Below are 19,473 nucleotides of genomic sequence, written 5' to 3' on the forward strand. Positions count from 1 at the left end.
CGTGAAGCGCGGGACTCAGTCAACGGTATGGATTACAGGTGTGGCGAGGGGCGTCGAAGCGGCGGCGGACAATGCCGGGTCGGCGCTTGATGCAGGCAGTGCTGGGCTTTGAATCGTGACGGCGGCAGGCGAGGGCGATGCAGAAAGGGGATTTGCCGATAGGACGGCGGTGTTGCTCTGATCGGTGGCGTTCAGCGCGGAGCCGGCGTTGCCCGTATCCGGCGCCTTGGCGTCGTCATTGCCGCAGCCGACGATCAGCGCGGAAAGCGGCAGCGCCACGAGCGCAATGGCCAAACGTTTGCGATGCAAGGCACTGAACGGCTTCGACGCATAGGACATAGCGATGTCTCCGGCACGGGGAACGCGCGGGCATCGGTGTGCCCAGGTCAGCGGTGCGAAGAGAATATCCGCTTACCTGTGTAAGTTTTGTGAAGTTTTGGAAATTTGGGGATTTGGTGACAAATGGGGATAGAGGCTGCCGCTCCGTCCGTTGCGTGCCGGCGAGCGGCAGCTTGCCGCTACCGGTGTCGCGACACGAACTCCGCGATTGCTTCGTTCAACCGGTCAGGCGCATCGCGGTGTGGCGAGTGTCCGCAAGCGTCGAGCTTGACGAGTTCCGCATGCGGCGCATATTCGGGAATGGTGTCGATCTGAGCCATCGTGCCGTAGTTGTCGTCGTGGCCTTGTAGGGCGAGCAAAGGCTTGCTGATCGTCGAAAGCTGCTGCGCAATCGACCAGTCGCGGAATGCGGGGTCCAGCCAGATATCGTTCCAGCCATAGAAAGCGGAATCGACGTCTGCGTGATAGCGGGCGAGCTTGTCACGCAGGTCGGTGCTTTCGTAAAGCTGCTTTGTCTGCGCGATGCTTTGCACCGATAGCTCTTCGACGAATACGTGCGGCGCGATGGCCACCGCGCCCGCCAGGGCGTCGGGATGCAACGCCGCGTAAAGCAATGCGATCGAGCCGCCGTCGCTGTGTCCAATGACCCACATGCGCCGCCGTTCCTGCAGGCCGATGCCGAGTTCGTCCAGCAGGGCGGGCAAAATATCGCGCGCCTGGTCGCTCATGAAGTCGACCGGCCATTTGACGTGGTGGGGGCGCGGTGTCGACAAACCATAACCGGGACGCGAGTACACGAGTCCACGCATGCCGAGCCGCTCGCACAACGATTGTGGCCAGTCGCGCCACATGGCGATCGAGCCGAGTCCTTCGTGAAGAAAGACGGCGATTGGCGCATGGCTCGTTGCGTTGCCAGTTGGTTCAGCGGCTGCACCGTTCAACCAGCGATATTCAATACGCAGCGGCCCGTGCGATGCCGTGGCGGGCAAATCGGCGAAATGGCTAATGGGCGTCTCGACAGCGGCATTCTGCATGTATCACCTTATGACTGTTCGCGCAGTTTGAAGCGTTGAATTTTTCCGGTGGCGGTCTTCGGCAAGTCGTCGACGAAAACGATATCGCGTGGATACTTGTGCGGCGCGAGCCGGCCTTTCACGAACGCCTTCAATTCGTCCACCAGTATCTCAGACGGTGAAAACTCGCGCTTCAATACGACGAACGCGCGCGTTTTCACAAGGCCGCCGTGATCGATGCCGACCACGGCCGCTTCGAGCACTGCGTCATGCTGCACCAGCACCATTTCCACTTCGACCGGCGACACATACTGGCCGCTGACTTTCAGCATGTCGTCGCTGCGGCCCGCATACACATAGCAGCCATTCGGCAGACGGCTGTACTTGTCGCCGCTGCGAATCCACTCGCCGAGAAAAGTGGCTCGCGTTTTTTCGCGGTTACACCAGTACATCAGCGCGGCACTCGGGCCTTTGATAAAGAGGTCGCCCACTTCGCCGTCGCCGACCGCGCGACCGCTGTCGTCGCGCAACTCCACTTCGTAACCGGGCACAGGGCGCCCCGTCGTGCCATATTCGACTTCGCCCGCGCGATTCGACAGGAAGATATGCAGCATCTCCGTCGAGCCGATGCCGTCGAGAATTTCGCAGCCGAAGTGCCGCGTAAAACGTTCGCCGATCTCGCGCGGCAATGCCTCGCCAGCGGAGGTGCAAACGCGCATCGCGACATCGTCGCGCGCAGGCAGATTCGGCGACACGAGCATGCTCGCGTAAAGCGTCGGCACGCCATAGAAAACGGTCGGACGGTGGCGCGTGAGGCGGGAGAAAACGGCGTCGGCGGTGGGGCGCTCAGCCATCAGCACAGCAGTAGCGCCGACGGAAAGCGGAAAGGTCAGCGCGTTACCCAGCCCATATGCAAAGAACAGCTTCGCCGCGGAGAACACCACATCGCTTTCGACAATGCCGAGTACCGGCTTTGCATACAACTCGGCGGTCCAGTAAAGATTCGCATGCGTGTGGACCGTGCCCTTCGGTTTTCCGGTCGAACCCGATGAATACAGCCAGAAGGCAATGTCGTCGCAACCTGTGGTGGCAGCTTTCAAGGCGGGCGTCGCGGCGTCGATCAGGTCTTCCAATACCGGCGCCGCGAGCGGCTCGCCTTCAGGTGCTGGCGCCGCCCGGTTTGACACGATCAGCTGGCAGCCGTCGTGCTCGGCCGTCTCCATGGCTTGCGTGACATTCGGGATCAGCACGCTCGACGCAATGACCGCACGCGCATGACTATGCGTGAGCATGTACACGTAATCGGCCGACGTGAGCAGCGTGTTTGCGACCACCGGAACCACGCCCGCATAGAGCGCGCCAAGAAAAGCGATGGGCAATGAGACGGTGTCCAGCATTACCAGCAGCACACGCTCTTCCGGATGCACGCCCAAACCGCGTAACGCGCTCGAAAAGCGCCGTGCGCGGTCTTCGAGTTCGCCATAAGTCATGTGTCCGCTGTCGTCGATATAGGCGGTTTTCGCCGCGCGCGGCGCGTTCAACGCGAACAGATGAGCCGCGAAATTGAAGCGAGCGGGCGGCGGCTCGACCGTGACGACGGGCTGGCTTGCAGCCGGTTCGAACAGGGCTTCCATATGTCTCCTCCATCGAGTGGGGGCGGTCCGGCTGTTATGTGCTCATGATCCGCTGAATGTCTGCGTGCGCTATTGCGGGCGCTTCTTCGTCTGTGGTGTTCATCTTCAAGTCGTCATGCTGTGGGCAAATGGGTTAGCTGCGCAACTGCATCGATTGCCGCTGCCGACGCCTGAATCGCCGAACGCCGGTGATAGAAACCAAGCGCGCGCAGACCGCCGAGTTCTTCGCCGCCGCCCGCGCGTCCCGGTCCGCCGTGAAGCGACATCGGCATCACGTTGCCGTGGCCGGTCTGACTCTGCTCGACGGAAGGCGAAACCGCATGCACGCGGCCATGCGAATCGGCGAGTTCAAGCGCAAGCCTGCCCAGGTGCGCGTCGTCGTTTGAATAGATCGATGCGACGAGCGATCCCTGTCCGCGCCGCGCGAGGTCGACCGCGTGCGCTTCGCGCAGTTCACCGGCGCCGTTTGCTACGCAATATGGCGCCACACTCGCCACGGGTCCGAATACTTCGACATCGTGAAGCAGCGTCGCATTATCCGGATCGTTGACGACGAACAGATGCGGCGCGATGCATGCAGCAACAGCCGCATCGGCGTCGATGAGCGGCGCGGCCGACCCGTCGTACGCGAGCACCGCTTCCTGACGCAACGCTGCAATGCCCGCCAGCACGTTCTCGTATTGCGCGCGGCTCACGAGCGATCCCATGCGCACGGCGTCGTTGCGCGGATTGCCCACGGTGATCTTCGCGAGCTTCGTTTTTAGCGCATCGACGACGGCATCAAGCGCCGTGTCGGGAACGAATGCGCGCCGGATCGCCGTGCATTTCTGCCCGGATTTCACGGTCATTTCCCGCACGACTTCCTTGATGAAAAGATCGAATGCGGGCGTGTCAGGCGTGGCATCCGCACACAGAATCGCGCTGTTCAGACTATCGGCTTCGACGTTGAGCCGCGCGCCGCGTACGACGAAAGCCGGGTGCGCGCGCAGCGATGCGGCCGTTTCAGCCGAGCCCGTGAAGGACACGACATCGAACGCCTGAACCTGGTCCAGCAGCCCCGCGGAGCCGCCACAAATAACGGAGAGCGCGCCGCGTGGCAGGATGCCCGCGTCGACCACATCGGCGATCATGCGTTGCGTGAGCCACGCCGTCGCGGTCGCGGGCTTCACGATGACGGGCAGGCCGGAAAGCAACGCAGGGGCCGCTTTTTCCCACAAGCCCCACGACGGAAAGTTGAATGCGTTGATAAAGAGCGCGACGCCGCGCGTTGGCGTGAGCACGTGCTGCACGCTGAACGATTGGTCCTTGCTCAATGCGCTCGCGTTGCCGTCGCGCAGCGCATGCACATTGCCGAGCGATGCTCCTAACCTGGCGTAGTATGACAGCGTGAAAATGCCGCCGTCGATATCGACCGCTGAATCGTTGCGCGTCGTGCCGGAGTTAGCGAGAGCGATCGCATAGTAGTCGTCGCGCTTCGACTGAAGGAGCTTGACCACATCGGCGAGACGCGCGGCGCGCTCGGCATAGGTCAGCGCGCGCAGGGACGGGCCGGCTTCATCGCGCGCAAAGCGGAATGCGTGTGACAGATCCAGTCCTTCGCTGGACACGCGCACGAGCGCTTCTCCCGTTACCGGATCGGTCAGCGTGTGTCCGTCTCCGGTTCCCGCGACCCATTCGCCCGCTACGTGGTTCTTCAACAGTTCGATCATGACGGCACTCACGCAGCGGTGAATTCGATTGCGCCTTGCGGCAGAAGATACAGCACGAGCGCCTGGCCGTTCGCCACCGTGGGTCGATGCGCGGAGCCTGCCGGATAGACGCACCAGCCCGCAGGATGACCGTCGAAAGTCGCGCCTTCTGTCAGCGGCATGATGAGATCGATCTCGCCGTGCGGATGAACATGATGCGGGCCGGCAATGTCCTTCATGTCGACTACGTCGACGGAAAAACCGTGGGTATCGGGCAGCGCCTTGAAGATGCGCCCGTAACGGATGCCGCCGCCCTCGCGGTTGCACAGCCAGCCTTCAGCGGCTCCCGCGCGGCACGCAGCGGCGAGATCGCGAAATGTCTGGCTGTCTGCGGGATACGTGCTGTTGAGCCAGTCTGCGAGTTCGGCGTTCAGCGGCCGGCCCGCGAGTTGCGCTGTCACGCCGGCTATCAGGCGCTGGAAATCGGATGGGGACATGCGGGCCTCCAGACTGTGCGCACGCACGTTAATGCATGTGACGCGCTGCGCGGTCTCCGTAATGCCGCTCGAAGAATCGCGGCGAGCTTGGTATGCGATCAATGTTCGGCGAAAATTAACCGTTCACTAAGCGTGTGTCAAGCACTATAGTACATGTATGGCTGGATCTAGGTAGATAACATGAACCGAAATAACGTTGCTTCATCGCCGGACTCGTTGTCTAACTCGCCGTCTGACTCGCCATCCGATTCGCCGTCGCTCGAAACCGTCGGCGAGGAGAGCGCTCGCGGCGAGCGCACCGGCGAACGCGAAGAGCGCGACCCGTTTCTGACCGCGATGGGCGAGCGCGTGCGCCTGCTGCGCGCACGTCGCGGCATGACGCGCAAGACACTGGCTGCTGAAACCGGCTTGTCGGAGCGGCATCTCGCGAATCTGGAATCGGGCGTCGGCAATGCGTCGGTGCTGGTGTTGCGGCAGATCGCGGCCACGTTGAACTGCCCGCTGGCCGAGGTGATCGGCGACGAAACGACTGCGTCCGCCGAATGGTTGTTGATCCGCGAACTGCTGCACGGGCGCGACCAGGCCGCGTTGCAGCGCGCGCGCGTGGCACTTGCCGAGATGTTCGCGCAGGCGCCGCGCGACCCTCATCGCAAGGACCGGATTGCGCTGATCGGACTGCGCGGCGCCGGAAAATCGACGCTCGGGCGCATGCTCGCGCAGGAGCGCAAGGTTCCGTTCGTCGAACTGACGCGGGTGATCGAGCAACTGGCGGGCTGCCCGCCGGCGGAAATCCATTCCCTATATGGCGCGAGCGCTTACAGGCGGTACGAACACCGTGCGCTCGAAGCGGTGATTCAGGAGCACGAACGTGCGGTGATCGCGTCGCCGGGCGGGCTGGTGTCCGAGTCCGGCACGTTCAACGCGCTGCTGTCGCATTGCTTCACCGTGTGGCTGCAGGCCGCGCCGGAAGAGCACATGCGCCGGGTCGTCGCGCAGGGCGATTTGCGCCCCATGTCGGGCAACAAGGAGGCGATGGACGACCTGAAGCGCATTCTGGCCGGCCGCAGCGAGTTGTATGGCCGCGCGGATATGACCTTCGACACGAGCGAGAAAACCTTGGCGGACGCTTATCTGCAACTGCGAGACCGCCTTGCAGCGCGGCTCGCAGCCGAATCGCCCGATGAGGCACGCGCTGTCTGACATGCACTGACGGATCAGGGAAACACCTTAATATGCATTAAAGTGCTTTACATGGGTTGGACGGTGCACTATTGTTCTAGAAACAACTTGCATCGTCCAGTCAGGAGACGCCCATGTCCACAGCAGAAGCCGCGATTGCGCCGGTCGACTACCGCACCGATCCCTCGCAGTACAAGCATTGGAAGCTGAGCTTCAACGGCCCGGTAGCGACGCTCGGCATCGACATCGCGGAAGACGGCGGCATTCGCGACGGCTATAAGCTCAAACTGAATTCGTATGACCTCGGCGTGGATATCGAACTGCACGACGCCATTCAGCGAATCCGTTTCGAGCACCCGGAAGTCAAAACCGTCGTGTTGACGAGCCTCAAGGACCGCGTGTTCTGCTCGGGCGCCAACATCTTCATGCTCGGCCTTTCGTCGCACGCGTGGAAGGTCAACTTCTGCAAGTTCACGAACGAAACGCGTAACGGACTGGAAGACTCGTCGCGTCATTCGGGCCTCAAGTTTCTTGCGGCGGTGAACGGCGCTTGCGCGGGCGGCGGTTATGAACTTGCGCTTGCGTGTGACGAGATCTACCTGGTGGACGACCGCTCTTCGTCGGTGTCGTTGCCGGAAGTGCCGTTGCTCGGCGTGCTGCCCGGCACGGGCGGACTCACGCGAGTCACTGACAAACGCAAGGTGCGCCATGACCGCGCCGACATTTTCTGCACCGTGGTCGAAGGTATTCGCGGCGAGCGGGCAAAAGCGTGGCGTCTCGTGGACGAGGTCGTCAAACCGAACCAGTTTGACCAGGCCATTCAGGCCCGCGCGCTCGAACTCGCCGCGCAGAGCGATCGTCCTTCGGACGCGCAAGGTGTGATGCTCACGCGCATCCAGCGTACGGACCGCGACGACGGGCTCACGTATAGAACGCTAGATGTCACGATCGATCGCGCTAAACGCATTGCGACATTCACCGCAAAAGCGCCGCAAACGGAACAGCCCACAAATATCGACGTGATCGTCGCAGCGGGCGCGAACTGGTGGCCGTTGCAATTCGCTCGCGAACTCGACGACGCCATCCTGTCGATGCGCACCAACGAGCTTGAAGTCGGCACGTGGATATTCCGAACCGAAGGCGACGCGCGCAACGTGCTCGCCGCCGACGCCGTGTTGATGCAGCACAAGGACCACTGGTTCGTACGCGAGACGATTGGCATGTTGCGCCGCACGCTCGCGCGCATCGACGTTTCGTCGCGTTCGTTATTTGCGTTGATCGAACCGGGCTCGTGCTTTGCCGGCACGTTCGCCGAACTCGCTTTTGCAGCGGATCGTTCGTATATGGCCGCGTTGCCGGGCAATGAGGAAGAGGAGCCGGCCATCACGCTGTCGGAAGCGAACTTCGGTCTCTATCCGATGGTTACGCACCAGTCACGGCTTGCACGCCGCTTCTATGAAGAAGCGGCGCCGCTCGACGCGGTGCGTTCGCTGATCGGACAGGCGGTCAAGCCGGTCGAAGCCGAGCGTTTGGGACTTGTCACGGCAGCGCCGGATGACATCGATTGGGCAGACGAGATTCGGATCGCACTAGAAGAACGCGCGGCAATGTCTCCCGATGCGCTGACCGGACTCGAAGCGAACCTGCGTTTTAACGGCCCCGAAACAATGGAAACGCGCATTTTTGGCCGTCTCACCGCGTGGCAGAACTGGATCTTCAACCGGCCGAACGCAGTGGGCGAGAAGGGTGCGCTCAAGGTGTACGGCAAGGGCAGCAAGGCGCAATTCGACGTATCGCGCGTTTGACGCACGAGCGCGATACGACGCCCGCTTCCCGGTACGCCTCTCACCTTCCGCATTGCAAGGAACGACCATGTCAACGATCAACTACAGCGAAAAGATTCCGAACAACGTCAACCTCGCCGACGACCGCGCGCTGCAACGCGCGCTCGAACAGTGGCAGCCGAACTTCCTGTCGTGGTGGGGCGATATGGGCCCGGAAGGCTCTCATGGCTACGACGTGTATTTGCGTACTGCGGTGAGCGTGGATGCGGGAGGCTGGGCGCATTTCGATCATGTGAAGATGCCGGACTATCGCTGGGGCATCTTTCTGACGCCGGGCGACCAGGACCGCAAGATTCACTTCGGCGAACATAAGGGCGAAGCCGCATGGCAGGACGTGCCCGGCGAGCACCGCGCCAATCTGCGCCGTATCATCGTGACGCAAGGCGATACGGAGCCCGCTTCCGTCGAGCAGCAACGACACCTCGGCTTGACCGCGCCTTCCATGTACGACTTGCGCAACCTGTTTCAGGTCAACGTGGAAGAAGGCCGGCATCTGTGGGCCATGGTGTACCTGCTGCACCGCTACTTCGGCCGCGACGGTCGTGAGGAAGCCGAAGCACTGCTGGGGCGACGTTCCGGCGACGACGACAATCCTCGCATTCTCGGTGCGTTCAACGAGAAAACGCCGGATTGGCTCGCGTTCTATATGTTCACGTACTTCACTGATCGCGACGGCAAGTTCCAGTTGTCCGCACTCGCGGAATCGGGCTTCGACCCGCTCGCGCGCACCACGAAGTTTATGTTGACGGAAGAGGCGCACCATATGTTCGTCGGCGAATCGGGCGTTTCGCGCGTGATTCAGCGGACTGCTCAGGTGATGAACGAACTCGGCACCGACGACGTCGCCAGGATTCGCGCGGCCGGTGTGATCGACTTGCCGACCATTCAGCGCTATCTCAACTTCCATTACTCGGTGACGATCGACCTGTTCGGCGCGGATCATTCGTCGAATGCGGCCACGTTCTATAGCTCGGGCCTGAAGGGCCGCTATGAAGAGGGCAAGCGCGACGACGATCATCAATTGAACGGACAGAGCTACAAGCTGCTGGATGTGCAGGACGGCAAGCTCGTGGAGCGCGAAGTGCCCATGCTCAATGCGATGAACGAAGTTCTGCGCGACGACTACATCAAGGACTCGGTTGCGGGTGTAGGACGCTGGAACAAGGTGCTCGAAAAGGCCGGCATAGACTTCCGCATGACGGTGCCGCACAAGGCGTTCAACCGGCAGATCGGCACCTTTGCGGGCACACGCGTGTCGCCCGATGGCCGCGTGATTGGCGAAGCGGAGTGGGCTGCAAACGAAGCGAAATGGCTCGCCACACCGGAAGACCGCGCATTCGTTGCTTCGCTGATGGGTCGCGTCACGGAGCCCGGCAAATTCGCGAACTGGATTGCGCCGCCTGCGATGGGCGTGAACCGTCAGCCGGTCGATTTCGAATACGTGCGCTTTAACTGAACGCCGGTTTCGCAAAACGCGGGAGTTGCTGAAGTTGCATGAAGCGCGCGTGGCAAGCTTGCGCGGCACAATATGGTGGAGGAAGTCATGAACGGACCAGTGTCGATCGAGGTTCTCAGGCAGCATCTGATCGATCCGGAAATCTGCATTCGCTGCAATACGTGCGAAGAGACCTGTCCGATCGACGCGATCACGCACGACGAAAACAACTACGTCGTGAAAGCGGATGTCTGCAACGGCTGCATGGCGTGCGTGCCGCCTTGTCCGACAGGCGCGATCGACAACTGGCGTACCGTATTGAAGGCCGACGCATATCCGGTCGAAGAACAATTCACGTGGGACGTTTTGCCGGAGCAGAACACAATGGCCGCGCCCGCGGTGGAGGAATCGCCCGCGGCGGACACTACCGGCGATGCAGCGGCGAACGCGAGCGGCATTGAAGTAGACACCGTGCGCGGGTCGGTCGTGCCGCCGTGGTCCGCCGCGAAGCCTTACGTCAATCTCTACACACACAAGACGCCGACTACGGCGACTGTGGTCGGCAACTACCGGCTTACCGACGTATCGACGGAAAGCGACATACATCACATCGTGCTGGATTTTGGAACGATGCCGTTTCCGGTGCTCGAAGGTCAATCGATCGGCATTCTGCCGCCCGGCGCGAGCGCCGACGGGCGCGTGCATCACGCGCGCCAATATTCGATCGCCAGCCCGCGCGACGGCGAGCGCCCCGGCTACAACAACGTTTCGCTGACGGTGAAGCGCGTCGCACAACGGCATGGCGATTCGATCGACGGAGTCTGCTCGAATTATCTGTGCGATCTGAAAAAGGGCGACGTGGTCACGGTGATCGGCCCGTTCGGCAGCACGTTTCTGATGCCGAACCATCCGAATTCGCATCTTCTGATGATCTGCACGGGCACCGGTTCGGCGCCGATGCGCGCAATGACGGAATATCGCCGGCGCCGTCGCCTGAAGGGAGCAACGGGCAAGCTGATGCTGTTCTTCGGTGCGCGTACCAAAGAGGAATTGCCATACTTCGGGCCGCTAACTAATCTGCCGAAGGATTTCATCGACACCAATCTTGCGTTCTCGCGCACGCCGGGACAGCCCAAGCGCTACGTGCAGGACGCGATGCGCGAACGCGCGGTCGACGTTTCGCAGATGCTCAAGGACGACAATACGCATATCTATGTATGCGGGCTAAAGGGTATGGAAGACGGCGTGCTGCAAGCGCTGAAAGAGATCGGCGAGCAGCATCAGTTGGATTGGGAAGCGCTGTGGGCAAAGCTGAAGAAAGAAGGGCGCCTGCATCTGGAAACGTATTGATTCGGCCGCGCCAGATAACCGCTACCGCGAAGCGTCACCGGCCTGGCGCCCGTTGTGCCGGCGACACTGCTCCGCATGCGCGAATGACCAGTTGCACGACTTCTTCGGTCGTCGCCTCGAACGACTTTTGCGTCATCGCGCGCTTGCCTTTCAGCGCGCGAATCTGTGCGTCGAAGTCGGCATAGTGCTGGGTTGTCGCCCAGATCATATACATCAGCGTTCGCGCATCGACAGGCGCGAGCAGGCCTCGTGAGATCCAGTCGTCGATTACTTTTACACGGCTGTCGAGCCATGGCTTGACGCGCTCTGTGAGAATGTCTTCCATATGCCCGGCGCCGTGAATGATCTCGCTCGCCCACACTTTCGAGCCGAGCGGACGCCGCCGCGACAACTCCATTTTCGCGCGCACATATCCGCCGATCGCCTCCACCGGATCGTCGCTGCATTCGAATGTATCGGCTGCGCGGTACCAGTCTTCGAACAGGTCTTCGAGCACACGCCGGTAAAGCGCAAGCTTGGTGGGGAAGTAGTAATGCACGTTGGCTTTCGGTAAGCCCGCGCGTTCGGCGATCATCGCGGTGCTCGCGCCGTCGAGTCCCCGTTCCGCGAAGACCGCTTCAGCACAAGCCAGAAGATGCGCTTCGTTCGACTCGCGAATGTGCGCCTTGCGCCGCCGCAAAGGCGCGCGCGTTTCGTCGTTTTCCGTGATGCCCCCAGCCACGTCGTCGTCTCTCATGTTCGCCTTCGGCGGCATGGGCGCCGCGTCGCGCTTCATTCTAGTCGCTCGACGCACTGCTGATCTACGTATTTTGAACGCCGCTGTCGGCGCTGCTGCAATGCAATGGCACGCTTCTCGCTCTTGGTTTGCCCGTGCGAAAAGCATTGATTTGGCGGAGTTAATCGTCTACAACCTGTCCAACTGGACAGGATTGAGAAAGCGGGACATGCACCAGGGTTAGCCCTCGCTATGAGAATCAACCAGGCGCATGGAACCTGCACCGCAGCCGTGCGGAGACGCCCCAAAAGCCGCCGCCCATGCACCAGTTTCATGTCGGTTCACCGGAAGGAGCGAGACGAATGAACGCGGTATCCGAAGCGCTAAAGCGGGCAGAGCCCGCTACGTCGATCAGGATCGACGGCAAGCGGCTGTGGGACAGCCTGATGACGATGGCAAAGATCGGCGCAACGCCTAAAGGCGGCGTATGCCGCCTCGCGCTGACCGACCTCGACAAGGAAGGGCGAGACCTGATCGTTAGCTGGGCGAAGGAAGCCGGCTGCACGGTCAGTGTCGATCAGATGGGCAACGTGTTCATGCGCCGCGCAGGACGCAATCCCGATGCGCTGCCTGTGATGACCGGCTCCCATGCGGACTCGCAGCCGACGGGCGGGCGCTTCGACGGCATTTACGGCGTGCTGGGCGGTCTCGAAGTGATTCGGAGTCTGAACGATCACGGCATCGAGACCGAGCATCCTGTCGAAGTCGTGATCTGGACCAACGAGGAAGGCTCGCGTTTTGCGCCGGCCATGGTTGCGTCCGGCGTGTTCGCGGGCGTGTTCTCGCTCGAATACGGTTTGTCGCGCAAAGACGTAGATGGCAAGACGATCGGCGAGGAACTGCAGCGCATCGGCTATGCGGGCGATGTGCCGTGCGGCGGTCGCCGATTGCATGCGGCGTTCGAACTGCATATCGAGCAGGGGCCGATTCTCGAAGCCGAGCAGAAGACCATTGGCGTGGTCACGGACGCGCAAGGTCAGCGCTGGTACGAAATCACGCTGACGGGACAGGAGGCGCACGCGGGTCCGACGCCGATGCCGCGCCGGCGCGATGCACTGCTCGGCGCCGCGCGAGTAGTCGACCTCGTCAATCGCATCGGGCTGGATAATGCGCCGCTCGCGTGCGCGACGGTCGGCATGATGCAGGTCTATCCGAACTCGCGCAATGTGATTCCTGGGCGAGTGTTCTTTACCGTCGACTTCCGGCATCCGGACAACGCCGTGCTGGCGAAGATGGATGCCGCGTTGCGCGAAGGCGTGGCGCAGATCGCGAACGGCATCGGTCTCGAAACCGAACTCGAACAGATCTTTTACTACGAGCCCGTTGCGTTCGACGAAGCTTGCGTGAAGTCGGTGCGCGCAGCGGCCGAGCGCTTCGGTTACTCGCATCGCAACATGGTGTCCGGCGCGGGTCACGACGCCTGTTATCTCGCGCAAGTCGCGCCCACTTCAATGGTGTTCGTGCCGTGCGTCGACGGGATCAGCCATAACGAAATCGAGGACGCCTCCTTCGAATGGATCGAAGCCGGCGCGAACGTATTGCTCCATGCGATGCTGGAGCGTGCGTGCGAGCCGGTTTCATAGTGCGCCGATCAATGCGGCTTGCGAGCGCCGTCCTGGCTTCTGATCGCGAGCCGGATTACCTGCTTCAACAGCTTCACCGTAGCGCCAGAAAAACATGCCGTCCGGGCTTCGCTCACGCGAGAGCCGACAGGTTCGGCTGCGTCCTCAAATCGACAGAAGGAACGTGTATGGCTATCAAGCAAACCGGCGACATCGCCGCGCAACGCCTGTCGCCCGAGCAGCTTTCCTGCGAGTTCTCCGACATTGCACCTTTGCTCGACGCAAGCGCCGCCGCCGCGGCGGCGAGCCGTTGCCACTACTGTTACGACGCGCCTTGCGTCAACGCTTGTCCGACCGGGATCGATATTCCCAGCTTCATTCGCAAGATTGGCAACGGCAACCTGAAGGGCGCGGCGGTGGACATTCTGTCGGCCAATCCGCTCGGCGGCATGTGCGCGCGCGTGTGCCCGACCGAAATTCTGTGTGAAGGCGCTTGCGTGCGCAATCATCAGGACGCGAAGCCGGTGGCGATCGGCGCACTGCAACGTCATGCAACCGACTGGGCGATGGCGCGCGGCGAAGCATTGTTCAAGCGGGCGCCCGCGACCGGTCGGCACGTCGCAGTCATAGGCGCGGGGCCTGCGGGACTCGCGTGCGCGCATCGCCTTGCACTGGCGGGCCATGACGTCACCCTCTACGACGCTCGCGACAAAGCCGGCGGTCTCAACGAATACGGCATTGCCGCCTATAAAACAGTCGACGATTTCGCGCAGCGTGAAGTGGAATGGCTGTGCTCCGTGGGAGGCATCGAAATAAAAAATGGCACTGCGCTAGGGCGCGACATCGACCTCGATACGCTGCGCAAACAACACGACGCCGTGTTTCTCGCGATTGGCCTAACCGGCGTGCGCGCACTCGCCATGACCGGCGAGGACCTGAGCGGCGTGATGAATGCGGTGGATTTCATCGAGCAGATTCGCAGCGCACGCGATCTCGGCACGGTGCCGGTGGGCCGCCGCGTCGTCGTGATCGGCGGAGGCAATACCGCGGTGGATGCGGCTGTGCAAAGCCGCAAGCTCGGCGCGACATCGGTAGCGATGGTGTATCGGCGCGGTGTCGAATCCATGAGCGCGACATGGGCCGAACGCGACTTCGCACAAACCAGCGGCGTCACGCTCATCACGCATGCAACACCCGTGCGTTTGATCGGCGAGGGCGGCGTGGTGACGGGCGTCGAATTCGAACGCACAGTGAGCGGGGGCGACCAGGAGCGCTTCGTGATCGAAGCGGACATGGTGCTCAAGGCGATTGGCCAGACGCTCGTGCCGGTGGGGATCGAACGCGAGTTGCTGACGCTCGACGGCAGCCGCATTGCTGTCGATGCAACCGGGCAGACGTCGCTTGCCGGCGTCTGGGCGGGCGGCGATTGTGCGGCCACGGGCGGTATCGACCTGACCGTGCAAGCCGTGCAGGACGGCAAGCTGGCGGCCGCCGCTATCGATGCGCAATTCGCTCGCACCGCCGTGAAGGCCGCGTAGCGTGGCTCGCTGCACAGCACTGGAAGACACAACAAAATAGCCGTCCCCAAGGAGCCGAACATGGCCGATCTGCGCTGTACGATTGCCGGCATCACATCGCCGAATCCCTTCTGGCTCGCGTCTGCGCCGCCGACCGACAAAGCCTATAACGTGAACCGCGCGTTCGAAGCCGGCTGGGGCGGCGTGGTGTGGAAGACACTCGGCCTCGACCCGCACGTGGTCAACGTGAGTTCGCGCTACGGCGCGGTGCAATGGAACGGTCAACGCATCGCGGGCCTCAACAACATCGAGTTGATCACCGACCGCCCGCTAGACGTCAATCTGCGTGAAATCGCACAGGTGAAACGCGACTGGCCCGAACGCGCCATGATCGTTTCGCTGATGGTGCCGTGCAATGAGCGCGACTGGAAGTGGATCTTGCCGCTCGTAGAAGACACCGGCGCCGATGCAGTCGAACTGAATTTCGGATGTCCGCACGGCATGAGCGAACGGGGGATGGGCGCGGCGGTCGGCCAGGTGCCCGAGTACATCGAGATGGTCACGCGCTGGGTCAAGGAAAGCTCGAAGCTGCCGTGCCTCGTCAAGCTCACGCCGAATATCACCGACATCCGGCTCGGCTCGCGCGCGGCATACAAGGGCGGTGCGGACGGCGTGTCGTTGATCAACACGATCAACTCGATCGTCGCCGTGGATCTCGACGCAATGTCGCCGTTGCCGATGGTCGACGGCAAGGGCACGCACGGCGGCTACTGCGGCCCGGCGGTGAAGCCGATTGCATTGAACATGGTCGCCGAAATCGCACGTGACGTGGAGACGCCGAACCTGCCGATTTCGGGTATCGGCGGCATTTCGACCTGGCGCGATGCAGCCGAATTCATGGTGCTGGGCGCGGGCAGCGTGCAGGTCTGCACCGCGGCCATGCACTACGGTTTTCGCATCGTCACGGATCTCGCCGACGGTCTTGCCAACTGGATGGACGAGAAGGGCTACGCGACGCTCGACGACATTCGCGGCCGCGCCGTGCCCAACGTTACCGACTGGAAGTATCTGAACCTCAAGTACGACATCAAGGCACGCATCGACCAGGACAAGTGCATTCAATGCGGCCTCTGTCATATCGCATGCGAGGACACTGCGCATCAGGCGATCATGAAAGAAAAAGATGGCGTCCGGCATTTTGAAGTGATGGACTCCGAATGTGTGGGCTGCAATCTGTGCATGCATGTGTGCCCGGTCGAGCAATGCATCACCATGGAGCGCGTGGACAACGGCGAATACGCGAACTGGACTACGCATCCGAACAATCCGGCGCGAGTGAATGCTCCGGCAAGTGAGGTAGAGGCAGAATCAGCGAACGCCGAACCCGCCCACGCAGCAAAAGCCGCCTGAAATACAGGGCGAAATCGTTGTAAGCACAGTTGTAAGCGCAGCGCTTGTACGAACCGGTGTTTTCTCTAACGCCCGACGCGCCGACAGAAGCCGCGCGGGCTTCAACGATCTAGTGGAGATCTTTCGATGAAGCAGACCGCGCAACCCGTCGATCCGCAATTCGCGGCCGGCGCGCAAGGCAGCAGTCTTTACAACGACGACCTTGCACCCACCGGCCCCGCGCAGCGCACCTGGCGCTGGTATCACTTTGCAGCGCTGTGGGTGGGCATGGTGATGAACATTGCGTCGTACATGCTCGCGGCCGGATTGACTGAAGAGGGTATGTCGCCGTGGCAAGCGGTGTTGACCGTGCTGCTAGGCAACCTGATCGTGCTCGTGCCGATGCTGCTGATCGGCCACGCGGGCGCCAAGCACGGCATTCCGTATGCGGTGCTGGTGCGCTCGTCGTTCGGCACGCAGGGCGCGAAATTGCCGGCAATGCTGCGCGCCATTGTGGCCTGCGGCTGGTACGGCATTCAAACGTGGCTCGGCGGCAGCGCGATCTATACGCTGTTGAACATTCTCACCGGCAACGCGCTGCACGGCGCAGCGTTGCCGTTCATCGACATTTCCATTGCACAGCTCGCGTGTTTCCTGGTGTTCTGGGCCTTGCAGATCTACTTCATCGTGCATGGTACGGACTCGATCCGCTGGCTCGAAAGCTGGTCGGCGCCAATCAAGATCGTCATGTGTATTGCGCTTGTCTGGTGGGCGACGTCGAAAGCGGGCGGACTCGGCTCGATGCTCGCGGCGCCTTCGCAGTTCGTGCCGGGCGGCAAGAAGGAGGGCATGTTCTGGGCGACTTTCTGGCCGGGCCTTACCGCCATGGTCGGCTTCTGGGCCACGCTCGCGTTGAACATTCCCGACTTCACGCGCTTTGCAAAAACGCAGCGCGACCAGATTGTCGGGCAGTCGATCGGTTTGCCGGTGCCGATGGCTTTGCTCTCGGTAATTTCGGTGGTGGTGACGTCCGCCACCGTGGTGATCTACGGCAAGGCGATCTGGGACCCGATCGACCTGACGAGCCGGATGACGGGCATTGGCGTCGGCCTCGCTCTCATCATCCTCACGCTCGACACGATGTGCTGCAATCTTGCCGCGAATCTCGTCGGACCCGCTTATGATTTTTCGAGCCTGTGGCCGAAGGGCATTTCGTATCGCGTCGGCGGCATGATTACCGCGACCATCGCAATCGTCATGATGCCGTGGAAGATTCTCGCGACTACCCAAGGCTATATCTTCACGTGGCTCGTCGGTTACTCGGCGCTGCTCGGTCCGGTGGCGGGCATTCTAATGGTCGACTACTTCCTGATTCGCGGCACGCGGCTCGATACCCGCGAACTATTCGACGAGCGCGGCGAATATAGCTATACCGGCGGCTGGAATATCGGCGCTGTGGTCGCGCTGGTGATCGGTGTGCTGCCGAATCTGCCGGGCTTTTTGCACACGGCGTTTCCTGCTTCGTTCGCGAACGTGCCGTCGATCTTCAATACGGTCTACACGTATGCATGGTTTGTCGGGCTCGCGTTGGCGTCGATCGTGTACAGCGCCTGGATGAAACTCAGCAAAGGACCCAGCGCGCGCGTCGCGAGTGCATGAGAAACGCGTGTCTGCAGCAGCGACACAAGCAAATTCATAAGGAGGCGGCAACATGACGACCCTGATTCGCGGCGGCACCATTATCGACGCGGAGAACACGTATCGAGCGGACGTGTTGTGTGCCGACCCGCAAGACGGCGGCACCATTCTACAGATCGGAGCGGACCTGGAAGCGCCGGCGGGCGCGGCGATCGTCGATGCGGGCGGGCAGTATGTGATGCCCGGCGGCATCGATCCGCACACGCATATGGAGCTGCCCTTCATGGGCACCACCGCGAGCGACGACTTCTATACGGGCACTGCAGCGGGATTGTCGGGCGGCACCACGAGCATCATCGACTTCGTGATTCCTGGTCCGAAGCAAAGCCTGATGGAAGCGTTCAAGCAGTGGCGCGGCTGGGCGGAGAAGGCGTCGGCGGATTATGGGTTTCATGTCGCCGTGACATGGTGGGACGACTCGGTGTATCGCGACATGGGCTCGCTCGTGCATGAACATGGCGTGTCGAGCTTCAAGCACTTCATGGCCTACAAGAACGCCATCATGGCCGACGACGAAGTGCTGGTGAACAGTTTCTCAAGATCGCTCGAACTCGGCGCGCTGCCCACTGTGCATGCGGAAAACGGTGAACTGGTGTTTCAGTTGCAGCGCCAGCTGCTTGCAAAAGGCTTCACGGGGCCCGAGGCGCATCCGCTGTCACGGCCGCCCGAAGTCGAAGGCGAGGCGGCCAATCGCGCGATTCGTATCGCGCAGGTGCTGGGAGTGCCGGTGTATATCGTGCACGTGTCCGCGAAAGACGCTGTCGATGCGATCTCGCGGGCGCGCAGCGAAGGGCTGCGCGTATTCGGCGAAGTGTTGCCGGGGCATCTCGTGATCGACGAAGCCGTATATCGCGATCCCGACTGGACGCGCGCCGCAGCGCATGTGATGAGCCCGCCGTTTCGCTCGGCCGAACATCGCGAGGCATTGTGGCGAGGTTTGCAGGCTGGCCAATTGCATACCACCGCGACCGATCACTGCGTATTCTGTGCGTCGCAAAAGGCCATGGGCCGCGAAGACTTCACGAAGATTCCGAACGGCTGCGGCGGAGTTGAAGATCGCATGGCGGTGCTGTGGCATCACGGTGTGAACTCCGGGCGTCTCACGCCGAACGAGTTCGTGCGCATTACGTCGACGAACGCCGCACAGATCTTCAACCTGTACCCGCGTAAAGGCGCGGTGCGTGTCGGCGCCGATGCGGATATCGTCGTATGGGACCCCAACGCAAGCAAGACGATTTCCGTGAAGACGCATCATCAGAAAGTCGACTTCAACGTGTTCGAAGGCATGACGGTGCAAGGCGTGGCCATGCATACGCTCACGCGCGGCGCGCTTGCCTGGACCAACGGCGATCTGCGAGCCGTGAGAGGCGCCGGGCAGTATCAGAAGCGCCCGCCAAATGCTGCTTACTTCGACGCGATCCGCGTGTCGAACAAGCTGAAAGAGCCGCATCCCATCGAGCGGTAGCGCTCGAGCTTCCAGACTGCGGCGCGGGCGGGCAAGCTCGCGCCGACTTTCCTTTCGGCGCCGCGCATTCGCCGCGGCACCGCTGTCT

The 19,473-nt window shown here is 61.9% G+C and carries 15 protein-coding genes; 9 read left to right on the top strand and 6 right to left on the bottom strand.

The genetic code is table 11. From position 1 onward, the window contains the following. Nucleotides 1–15: 15 nt before the first annotated feature. The 5 genes from H281_RS0101875 to H281_RS0101895 all read right to left on the bottom strand — a co-directional run bounded on the left by H281_RS0101875 (nt 16) and on the right by H281_RS0101895 (nt 5,171). Nucleotides 16–339: a hypothetical protein gene (locus H281_RS0101875; protein ID WP_020065395.1), complete on the bottom strand. Its 324-nt coding sequence runs from the start codon at nt 337–339 to the stop codon at nt 16–18. A 179-nt stretch (nt 340–518) separates the two neighbouring features. After that, nucleotides 519–1,373 carry an alpha/beta fold hydrolase gene (locus H281_RS0101880; protein ID WP_020065396.1) on the bottom strand — a complete coding sequence of 285 codons (855 nt, stop codon included), beginning with the start codon at nt 1,371–1,373 and terminating at the stop codon, nt 519–521. A gap of 8 nt (nt 1,374–1,381) precedes the next feature. Beyond that, entirely contained in the window at nt 1,382–2,986 is a 1,605-nt protein-coding gene (locus H281_RS0101885) for a benzoate-CoA ligase family protein (protein ID WP_020065397.1), read from the bottom strand. A gap of 113 nt (nt 2,987–3,099) precedes the next feature. Continuing rightward, the gene (locus H281_RS0101890) at nt 3,100–4,695 is read right to left on the bottom strand and encodes a 3,4-dehydroadipyl-CoA semialdehyde dehydrogenase (RefSeq protein ID WP_020065398.1); all 1,596 of its coding nucleotides are present in this window, start codon (nt 4,693–4,695) and stop codon (nt 3,100–3,102) included. An 8-nt stretch (nt 4,696–4,703) separates the two neighbouring features. Continuing rightward, nucleotides 4,704–5,171, bottom strand: coding sequence for a DUF4863 family protein (locus H281_RS0101895; protein ID WP_020065399.1), 468 nt, complete (start codon nt 5,169–5,171; stop codon nt 4,704–4,706). A 180-nt stretch (nt 5,172–5,351) separates the two neighbouring features. Between H281_RS0101895 and H281_RS0101900 the strand changes: the two genes are divergently transcribed. From H281_RS0101900 to boxA, 4 genes are all read left to right on the top strand, one after another. Next, complete coding sequence (locus H281_RS0101900; protein WP_020065400.1) at nt 5,352–6,371, top strand: helix-turn-helix transcriptional regulator; 1,020 nt, start codon at nt 5,352–5,354, stop codon at nt 6,369–6,371. A gap of 113 nt (nt 6,372–6,484) precedes the next feature. Continuing rightward, entirely contained in the window at nt 6,485–8,155 is a 1,671-nt protein-coding gene (boxC, locus tag H281_RS0101905; protein WP_020065401.1) for a 2,3-epoxybenzoyl-CoA dihydrolase, read from the top strand. Between the two features lie 67 nt (nt 8,156–8,222). After that, the gene (gene boxB / locus H281_RS0101910; RefSeq protein WP_020065402.1) at nt 8,223–9,650 is read left to right on the top strand and encodes a benzoyl-CoA 2,3-epoxidase subunit BoxB; all 1,428 of its coding nucleotides are present in this window, start codon (nt 8,223–8,225) and stop codon (nt 9,648–9,650) included. A gap of 87 nt (nt 9,651–9,737) precedes the next feature. Next, on the top strand, nt 9,738–10,979 hold the full coding sequence (gene boxA / locus H281_RS0101915; RefSeq protein ID WP_027804217.1) for a benzoyl-CoA 2,3-epoxidase subunit BoxA: 1,242 nt from the start codon (nt 9,738–9,740) through the stop codon (nt 10,977–10,979). A 34-nt stretch (nt 10,980–11,013) separates the two neighbouring features. Here boxA and H281_RS0101920 read toward each other — a convergent pair whose 3' ends face one another. Beyond that, nucleotides 11,014–11,754 carry a TetR/AcrR family transcriptional regulator gene (locus H281_RS0101920; protein WP_020065404.1) on the bottom strand — a complete coding sequence of 247 codons (741 nt, stop codon included), beginning with the start codon at nt 11,752–11,754 and terminating at the stop codon, nt 11,014–11,016. A 302-nt stretch (nt 11,755–12,056) separates the two neighbouring features. Between H281_RS0101920 and H281_RS0101925 the strand changes: the two genes are divergently transcribed. From H281_RS0101925 to hydA, 5 genes are all read left to right on the top strand, one after another. Next, entirely contained in the window at nt 12,057–13,337 is a 1,281-nt protein-coding gene (locus H281_RS0101925; RefSeq protein ID WP_020065405.1) for a Zn-dependent hydrolase, read from the top strand. A 167-nt stretch (nt 13,338–13,504) separates the two neighbouring features. Next, a complete protein-coding gene (locus H281_RS0101930) occupies nt 13,505–14,854 on the top strand; it encodes an NAD(P)-dependent oxidoreductase (protein WP_020065406.1) in 1,350 nt (449 codons plus the stop codon). Between the two features lie 60 nt (nt 14,855–14,914). Further along, nucleotides 14,915–16,243 (top strand): NAD-dependent dihydropyrimidine dehydrogenase subunit PreA, encoded by a 1,329-nt coding sequence (preA, locus tag H281_RS0101935; RefSeq protein WP_020065407.1) that lies wholly within the window; start codon nt 14,915–14,917, stop codon nt 16,241–16,243. 126 nt (nt 16,244–16,369) lie between these two features. After that, a complete protein-coding gene (locus H281_RS0101940; RefSeq protein ID WP_020065408.1) occupies nt 16,370–17,881 on the top strand; it encodes an NCS1 family nucleobase:cation symporter-1 in 1,512 nt (503 codons plus the stop codon). 52 nt (nt 17,882–17,933) lie between these two features. Further along, on the top strand, nt 17,934–19,385 hold the full coding sequence (gene hydA, locus H281_RS0101945; protein WP_020065409.1) for a dihydropyrimidinase: 1,452 nt from the start codon (nt 17,934–17,936) through the stop codon (nt 19,383–19,385). Nucleotides 19,386–19,473: the final 88 nt, after the last annotated feature.

The sequence above is a fragment of the Paraburkholderia caledonica genome, from assembly GCF_000383275.1.
GTDB lineage: Bacteria > Pseudomonadota > Gammaproteobacteria > Burkholderiales > Burkholderiaceae > Paraburkholderia > Paraburkholderia caledonica.